General features: G+C 66.2%; 7 protein-coding genes. 6 read left to right on the top strand and 1 reads right to left on the bottom strand.

The features are described from left to right. Nucleotides 1–265 precede the first annotated feature (265 nt). From QUV11_RS17015 to QUV11_RS16990, 6 genes are all read left to right on the top strand, one after another. Nucleotides 266–775: a DUF4345 family protein gene (locus QUV11_RS17015; RefSeq protein ID WP_300884187.1), complete on the top strand. Its 510-nt coding sequence runs from the start codon at nt 266–268 to the stop codon at nt 773–775. 93 nt (nt 776–868) lie between these two features. After that, on the top strand, nt 869–1,978 hold the full coding sequence (gspL, locus tag QUV11_RS17010; protein ID WP_300884186.1) for a type II secretion system protein GspL: 1,110 nt from the start codon (nt 869–871) through the stop codon (nt 1,976–1,978). After that, nucleotides 1,975–2,454 (top strand): type II secretion system protein GspM, encoded by a 480-nt coding sequence (gene gspM, locus QUV11_RS17005; protein WP_300884184.1) that lies wholly within the window; start codon nt 1,975–1,977, stop codon nt 2,452–2,454. Before gspL ends, gspM begins: the two co-directional genes overlap by 4 nt. Then, nucleotides 2,451–3,170, top strand: a complete 720-nt coding sequence (gene gspN / locus QUV11_RS17000) for a type II secretion system protein N (protein WP_300884182.1) — start codon at nt 2,451–2,453, stop codon at nt 3,168–3,170. The genes gspM and gspN overlap by 4 nt, the downstream gene beginning before the upstream one ends. Before the next feature lie 215 nt (nt 3,171–3,385). Continuing rightward, the gene (locus QUV11_RS16995) at nt 3,386–4,930 is read left to right on the top strand and encodes an acetyl-CoA acetyltransferase (protein WP_300884180.1); all 1,545 of its coding nucleotides are present in this window, start codon (nt 3,386–3,388) and stop codon (nt 4,928–4,930) included. Next, nucleotides 4,927–5,361: a thioesterase family protein gene (locus QUV11_RS16990; protein WP_300884178.1), complete on the top strand. Its 435-nt coding sequence runs from the start codon at nt 4,927–4,929 to the stop codon at nt 5,359–5,361. Before QUV11_RS16995 ends, QUV11_RS16990 begins: the two co-directional genes overlap by 4 nt. A gap of 3 nt (nt 5,362–5,364) precedes the next feature. Here QUV11_RS16990 and QUV11_RS16985 read toward each other — a convergent pair whose 3' ends face one another. Next, nucleotides 5,365–6,123 carry a ferredoxin--NADP reductase gene (locus QUV11_RS16985; RefSeq protein ID WP_300884177.1) on the bottom strand — a complete coding sequence of 253 codons (759 nt, stop codon included), beginning with the start codon at nt 6,121–6,123 and terminating at the stop codon, nt 5,365–5,367. Between the last annotated feature and the right edge of the window lie 395 nt (nt 6,124–6,518).

Genomic DNA, 6,518 nt, shown 5'->3' with positions numbered 1-6,518 from the left:
TTCATGATGACCTTCTTGCCTGCCAGACCCAGATCCATAACCGCTCTCCTGCTGCGTATCGCGCGTGATTTTAGAGTGCCAAGCTATCGAACTCGCAGGACCCAAGTAACCAGCAAAAGTGACAGCAGACGCGCTACACAAAGGCGGATCGGGCGTCGCCCAACGGGATCGAAAGACGCTGCTGATCGTTGCGGGGGAATGCTGGACACGGTTACCGCGAGCCCATAACAGGGGCAAAAGGGCCAACGCTGAAGGATCAACCATCATGACCTGGGTCATTCGCCTGCTCGTCGCCGCATTCTCGGCGCTGTTTCTCATCATCGGCGTGCGCGCGATGCTCGATCCGCAGAGCATCATCACCCAGTTCGAACTGGGCCGCCAGGGCGTTACCGGAACCAGCGCGATCCGCGCCGACATGGGCGCGTTCTTCATCGGCACCGGGCTTGCCGCACTTGCAGGGCTGTTCCCCGGCAGGCGCCAATGGCTGCTCGGCGCAGCGGCGATGGTTGCCTTGGCTTTTACCGGACGCCTGATCGGATTGATGAGCGACGGCCTCACCGCCAATATCGCGCAGTCGATGATCATCGAGGCGATCTCGGTCGGCCTGTTGGTCTCGGCCTTTGCCATCCTCAGCCCGCGCCGCCGCGACGAGCTTGCCGCACAAAAGGCTGCCGAGGCAGAGCAGCAGCGGCTTGATGCAGAGCAAAGCGAGATCGATGCGCAAAACGAAGCACAGGCGCAAAGGGACCGTGACTTGGCCCAACCGATTGTCTAGGGCAGTGTCGTATCGATTCTGTCGCCTTTCGGGGGTTTTGCGATCTTGTCTTCGACCCGCTTTCAGCAGCTCCCCGCCCGGACGGGCTGACCCATGGCGACCTCCGGCCTGATCGTCACCTGTCCCGCATCGGCGGACGCCGCGCTGCACTGGTGGCGCGCCGAGGCAGGCCATATCGTGGCGCGCGGCCAGGATTTCAGCCCGCCCGCCACCGCACCGGGGTCCGAGCGCGGCACAGTGCTGGCGCTGGTCCCCGCCGCCGATACCGTGATCCGCATTCTCGACATGGGCGACATGAGCGCTGCGCAGGCCGAAGCGGCCGCGCGCTACCGCGCCGCTGACCTCAGCATCGGCGGCGATCTGTTCGTTGCCGTCCGCGCCATTGCAGGCTCGAGCCCGACACAGGTGCTGTGCGCCACGATTGCGCGCGCGCGGCTGGCCGATCATCTTGCCGAACTGGCCTTGCGCGGGCTCGACCCCGATGTGATCGTGCCGGTCGGGCTGCTGCTGCCGGCAAGCGAAACCCCGGTCAGCGCGACCTTCGGCGATCTGGGCGCGGACAGGCTGGGCGATCTGGTGCTGCCGCCCGACGAGGCGCTGGGCGCGCTGCTGCTCGGGCAGACCGCGCCTGTACCGCTCGACCAGGAGGCGCGTGATGCCGCGATGACCGCGGCACTGGCCGACCCGCCGCTGAACCTGCGTCAGGGCGACTTTGCCCGCCGCACGCCGCTGTTCGCGCTGGGCACCGGCCAGGGGCGGATGCTGGCCTGGCTGCTGGGCGCGCTGCTGCTGGTCAGCGTCGCAATTCCGCTGGTCGAGATCGGCAAGAATTATCTCGGCGCCGATCTTGCCGAACGCCGCGCGCTGACAAGCGCGCAACGGCTGGTGCCAGAAGCGACCGATGTGGCCCAGGCCGAACAGATGCTCGACACCCGCCTTGCCGCGCGCGGCGCCGGCAACGCGATTGCCACCGTGCCACTTGCGGGCCTGCTGTCTGCCATGCAACCGGTGGCGGGTGTGACCATCCGCCAGACCGATTACCGGCCCGGCGGCATCATCGGCGCGATGATCGCCGCGCCCCGGGTGGAAGACCTCAATGCGGTGCTGATCGCGCTGCAGAACAACGGCTATACCGTGACCGCCGCGCAGCGCAGCGATGCCACCGGCCAGGCGGTCGCCGACATCACGGTGCTGGCGCCATGACCGAAGCGGCAAAGAACTGGTTCATCGCCCTGTCGCGGCGCGAGCAGATCATGGTTGGCGTCGCCGCTGTGCTGGCGCTGGGATTGATTGGATTTTACGGCATTTACCGGCCGATGTACGGCATCGCGACCGATGCCAAGCGCAGCTTCTACGAGGCAACAATGCAGGCGGGCCGGATCGAGGCGAAGACGCAGGCGCTCTCGATGCCCGCCGACAAGCGCCCTGCCGAAGCGATCGCCGCGCTCAATCTGCTGCTTGCCAGCGAGGCCGCCGAACGCGGTTTCACGCTCGACGCGAACACCGCACAAGGGTCGAGCCGCGCCGAGATCGCGATCGGATCTGCCCGCTCGACCGCGTTCCTCTCGTGGCTCGCCGATCTGGAACGCCGCGGCGTCGTGCCCGAAACTTTGGTCATCCGGCGGATGGACAACGGCACCGTCTCGGTCTCGGCGCGGCTGATGAAGGTTGGCGGATGAACCGCACCACGAGGCGCGCAGGGCTGATCGTTCTGGTGCTGATCATAGCGCTTGTGCTGCTGCTGCCGCTGCGGATCGTGTTCGACATGAGCGGGCTTGGCAGCCGCGGGGTGAGCGCGCGGAGCGTCGAGGGGAGCGTCTGGTCGGGCACCATCCGCGATCTGCGGCTGGGCCGGCTGAGCCTGGGCGATATGGACGCGGGCCTGTCTGCGGGCGGTCTGCTGCGCGGCGAAACCGTGCTGGCGATGACCCGTGCTGCTGACATTCCGGGCCAGCCGCCGCTGGCGTTCGATCTGGCGCGCAGCGGAGACAGCATCGCGATGCGGGGCGCCAGCGGCGACATCGCCACCGCCGATCTGTTCGCGCCGCTGCCGCTGCGCAGCGTGACGCTCGATGGGGCGAACATCGCCTTTGTCGGCCGCCGGTGCAGCGCAGCGTCGGGCGCGGTGCGGGTCAACATCGAACAGAGCCTGTTCGGCATCACGCTCCAGCGCGGGCTCACCGGCACGCTGCGCTGCGATGGCGACGATCTGCTGATCCCGTTGCGGGGCCAGTCGGGGCTCGAGCAGATGGATATCCGCATCACCGGCGCGGGCCGCTACACCGCCGATTTCACGCTCGGTGGGCTGGCCGGGGGCGCGGGTGCGGCGCTGTCGGCGCTGGGCTTCCGCCAGCAGGGCGACGCGATGGCGATCCGGATCAACGGGCGGTTCTGAGGGGTGGTGGTGCCCTCGGGGTCATGCGCCGTGCATTCTCCCCTCCCGCATGCGGGAGGGGTGCCCGCAGGGTGGGGTGGGCGCGAGGCGCAGCCGAGCCTGCGACAGTCCTGCCCCCAGCCCACCCCGGTCCGGCTTCACCGGACCTGCCCCTCCCCCCTGCGGGAGGAGAGAGGGCATAGCGCAATTTGCCCAACATTGATCAGGAGCAGCCGATGACCCTCCCCCCCAACACCCCGGTGCTGATCGGTGTCGGCCAGGTGGTCGATCATTGGGACGGCAGCGATCCCGCCGCAGCCCCCTGCCCGCAAAGCCTGATGCAGCGCGCGTGCGAAGCGGCGCTGGCCGACACCGGCGCTGCCGACGCGGTGCGCGCGGCGATCGACGTCATCGCGGTTGTTCGCCATTTCGCCGACAGCGCACCCGGCATGGTGCCCGAAGGCACCGGCGGCTGCGACAAGCCGCCATTGGGTCTTGCCAACCGGCTGGGCGTCGCCCCTGCCCGCGCGATCTATTCGATCGTCGGCGGCCAGACTCCGCAATCCCTGGTCAACGAATTTGCCGCCGCGATCCACGCGGGCGCAGCGCGCTGCGTATTGCTGTCGGGCTCCGAGGCGATCGCCGCCGCCAAGACCGCCGCACGCCAGGGCGTTCCGCTCGACTGGACCGAGAGCGTCGAGGGCACGATGGAGGATCGCGGGCTGGGCCCGATGCTGCTCGACCGGCACGAGCTCAAGAACGGCGTCGGCGCGCCGATCCTGACCTATCCGCTGTTCGAGCACGCGCTGCGCGCACGGCTCGGGCGGTCCCGCGCCGAGCATGTCGCCGAGATGTCCGCGCTCTGGGCGGATTTCAGCGCGGTCGCCGCCGCCAACCCCTATGCGCAGTTCCCCAAGGCGATGCGCGCGGACTATCTGGCGACGCCGTCGGACAGCAACTATCCCGTCGCCGACCCCTATCTCAAATGGCACGTCGCGCAGGATGCGGTGAACCAGGGTGCTGGCTTGATCCTCACCAGCGTTGGCCAGGCCGAGACGATGGGCGTGCCGCGCGAACGCTGGATATTCCTCCACGGCAGCGGCGAGGCGATGGACAAGCCGGTTAGCCTGCGCCCCGATCTGTCACGCTCGCGCGCGATCGAGGTGGCGCTGGCAGGCGCGCTCGAAAGCGCGAGCAAGACGCCCGGGGACATCGCGCATTACGATATCTACAGCTGCTTCCCCGTCGCGGTGCTGCTTGCCGCCGAAGCGCTCGGCGTCGACTGTAGAGAAACGCCGCTCACCCTGACCGGCGGGCTGCCGTTTGCAGGCGGGGCGGGCAACAATTACTCGATGCACGCCATCGCCACGATGGCGCAGACGCTGCGCGCCCATCCCGGCAGCTTTGGCCTGGTGCTCGCCAATGGCGGGTTTCTGTCGAAGGAGGCGGTGGGCATCTACAGCACCACCGCACCGGAGCGCTGGGCACCTGTCGATCATGCCCCGATGCAGGCCGAGATCGACGCCGAAGCCGCGCCTGTGCGGCTCGAGGAAGATACCACCGGCATTATCGAAAGCTACACCGTGGGCTTCACCAAGGGCAGGCCGTCGCGTGCGGTGGTGATCGCCAGCACCCCGAAAGGCCGGATCGTCGCTCGCCCGGCCGATGCCGACAAGGAGTCCGCGATCGCCGCGCTGATTGATCCGGATCGCGATCCCGTAGGGCGCAGCGTGCACATCACCTCTGCCGAAGGGGTCAACAGCTTCACGGTCGCGCCATGAGCAGGCCTGAGCGCCCCGTACGCGCCGATTATGCCGCGTTCACGGCGATCAGTACCCGCTGGTCGGACAACGACATCTACGGCCACGTCAACAATTCGGTCTATTATTTCTGGTTCGATACTGCGGTGAACGAGTATCTGATCCGCGCCGGCGCTCTCGATATCCACGGGGGCGACACCATCGGGCTGGTGGTCGACACCGGCTGTGCGTATTTCGCGCCCGCCGCGTTTCCGGACACCATCCATGCGGGCATCCGGGTCGACCATATCGGCACCAGTTCGGTGCGCTACGGCGTGGGGCTGTTCCGCAACGATGACCAGGATGCCGCCGCCGCCGGGCACTTCACCCATGTCTATGTGAACCGCGCCAGTCGGCGTCCGGTCTCGCTGCCCGATAGCCTGCGGACGGCGCTGGACGCCATCCGCTGCTGATCGTTATCCAACAAACGCCCGTTCGAGCACATAGGTGCCCGGGTTCGACTGCGCGCCTTCGACAAAGCCCAGGCTCTCCAGCAATGCGCCGGTTTCCTTGATCATCGCCATGCTGCCGCACAGCATGACACGGTCGGTCTCGGGGTTGAGCGGATAGTCGCCGCACTCGATCCGCGTGGTGATGCGGCGGTTTTCCTCGGTCCAGGTCGGGCACTTGGTCACCGACCGGTCATAGGTGAGCCGCGTCACCGCCATCTCGCCGACCAGCGGATCATGCTCCATCCGCGCTTCGAGTTCTTCACGATAGGCGAGGTCCTGAATGTCGCGCACGGTGTGCTGCACCGTGATCTGCTCGTAGCGCTCATAGGCGTCGGGATCGCGGATGATCGACATCCAGGGCGCAAGGCCGGTGCCGGTGCCGATCAGGTGCAGGCGCTTGCCTGGCAGCAGCGCATCGAGCGTGAGCGTGCCGGTGGGCTTGGCCCCCAGCAGGATCTCGTCGCCCGGCTTGATCTTGTAGAGATGGCTGGTCAGCGGGCCATCGGGCACGATGATGCTGAGGAACTCGAGTGTCTCGTCCCAGGCCGGCGAAACGATCGAATAGGCACGCACCAGCGGCTTGCCGTTGATCGTCAGCCCCAGCATCACGAACTGGCCGCTGACGAAGCGGAACGACGGCGGTCGCGACACGGTGAAGGAAAACAATCCCGTGTTCCACTGATGCGTCGTCAGAACCTCGACCGATGTAAAAGCCACTGTCATCCAATCTGTAATCTGAAAGAGAGCCGTCCCCCTAGCAGCATCCCCCGGCCAGCGTGAAGAAGCAATTTTTTGCAACGCACAACCCAGGCTTGGGATCAATGGCGCGCCCTACAGGAAGGCAACAGCAGCATCAGTCGGATATCCAAGTTATTGAATAAATAGAGTTAGGTCAATCTAGTGGGCAGGGATGTGGGGCAGTGATGTGACACAAACGATAACCCAACAGCCACCTTTGGAAAGAGGGAAGTTTGGCTAGTTAAGCATGCGCTCCACCCGCATTCATGAAAATAGTTTGTTGAGCAGTTTGGGCTCAGTCGATTTCAGGCGGTCGAGCATGTTGTTGACATAGAACATGTCGGGTGATGCATTTGCCGGCAACACGACGACCGTGTAGT

It is taken from the genome of Blastomonas sp., from assembly GCF_030373265.1.
In the GTDB taxonomy this organism is placed as follows: domain Bacteria; phylum Pseudomonadota; class Alphaproteobacteria; order Sphingomonadales; family Sphingomonadaceae; genus Blastomonas.
The sequence above is the reverse complement of the archived record's forward strand: the minus strand, read 5'-3'. Positions and strand labels throughout refer to the sequence as shown.

What these genes read in the sequence shown, in the direction of transcription:
- QUV11_RS16995 (WP_300884180.1), top strand. Translation starts at nt 3,386, where the DNA reads ATGACCCTCCCCCCCAACACCCCGGTGCTGATCGGTGTCGGCCAGGTG.
- gspN (WP_300884182.1), top strand. Translation starts at nt 2,451, where the DNA reads ATGAACCGCACCACGAGGCGCGCAGGGCTGATCGTTCTGGTGCTGATC.
- gspM (WP_300884184.1), top strand. Translation starts at nt 1,975, where the DNA reads ATGACCGAAGCGGCAAAGAACTGGTTCATCGCCCTGTCGCGGCGCGAG.
- QUV11_RS16985 (WP_300884177.1), bottom strand. Translation starts at nt 6,123, where the DNA reads ATGACAGTGGCTTTTACATCGGTCGAGGTTCTGACGACGCATCAGTGG.
- QUV11_RS17015 (WP_300884187.1), top strand. Translation starts at nt 266, where the DNA reads ATGACCTGGGTCATTCGCCTGCTCGTCGCCGCATTCTCGGCGCTGTTT.
- gspL (WP_300884186.1), top strand. Translation starts at nt 869, where the DNA reads ATGGCGACCTCCGGCCTGATCGTCACCTGTCCCGCATCGGCGGACGCC.
- QUV11_RS16990 (WP_300884178.1), top strand. Translation starts at nt 4,927, where the DNA reads ATGAGCAGGCCTGAGCGCCCCGTACGCGCCGATTATGCCGCGTTCACG.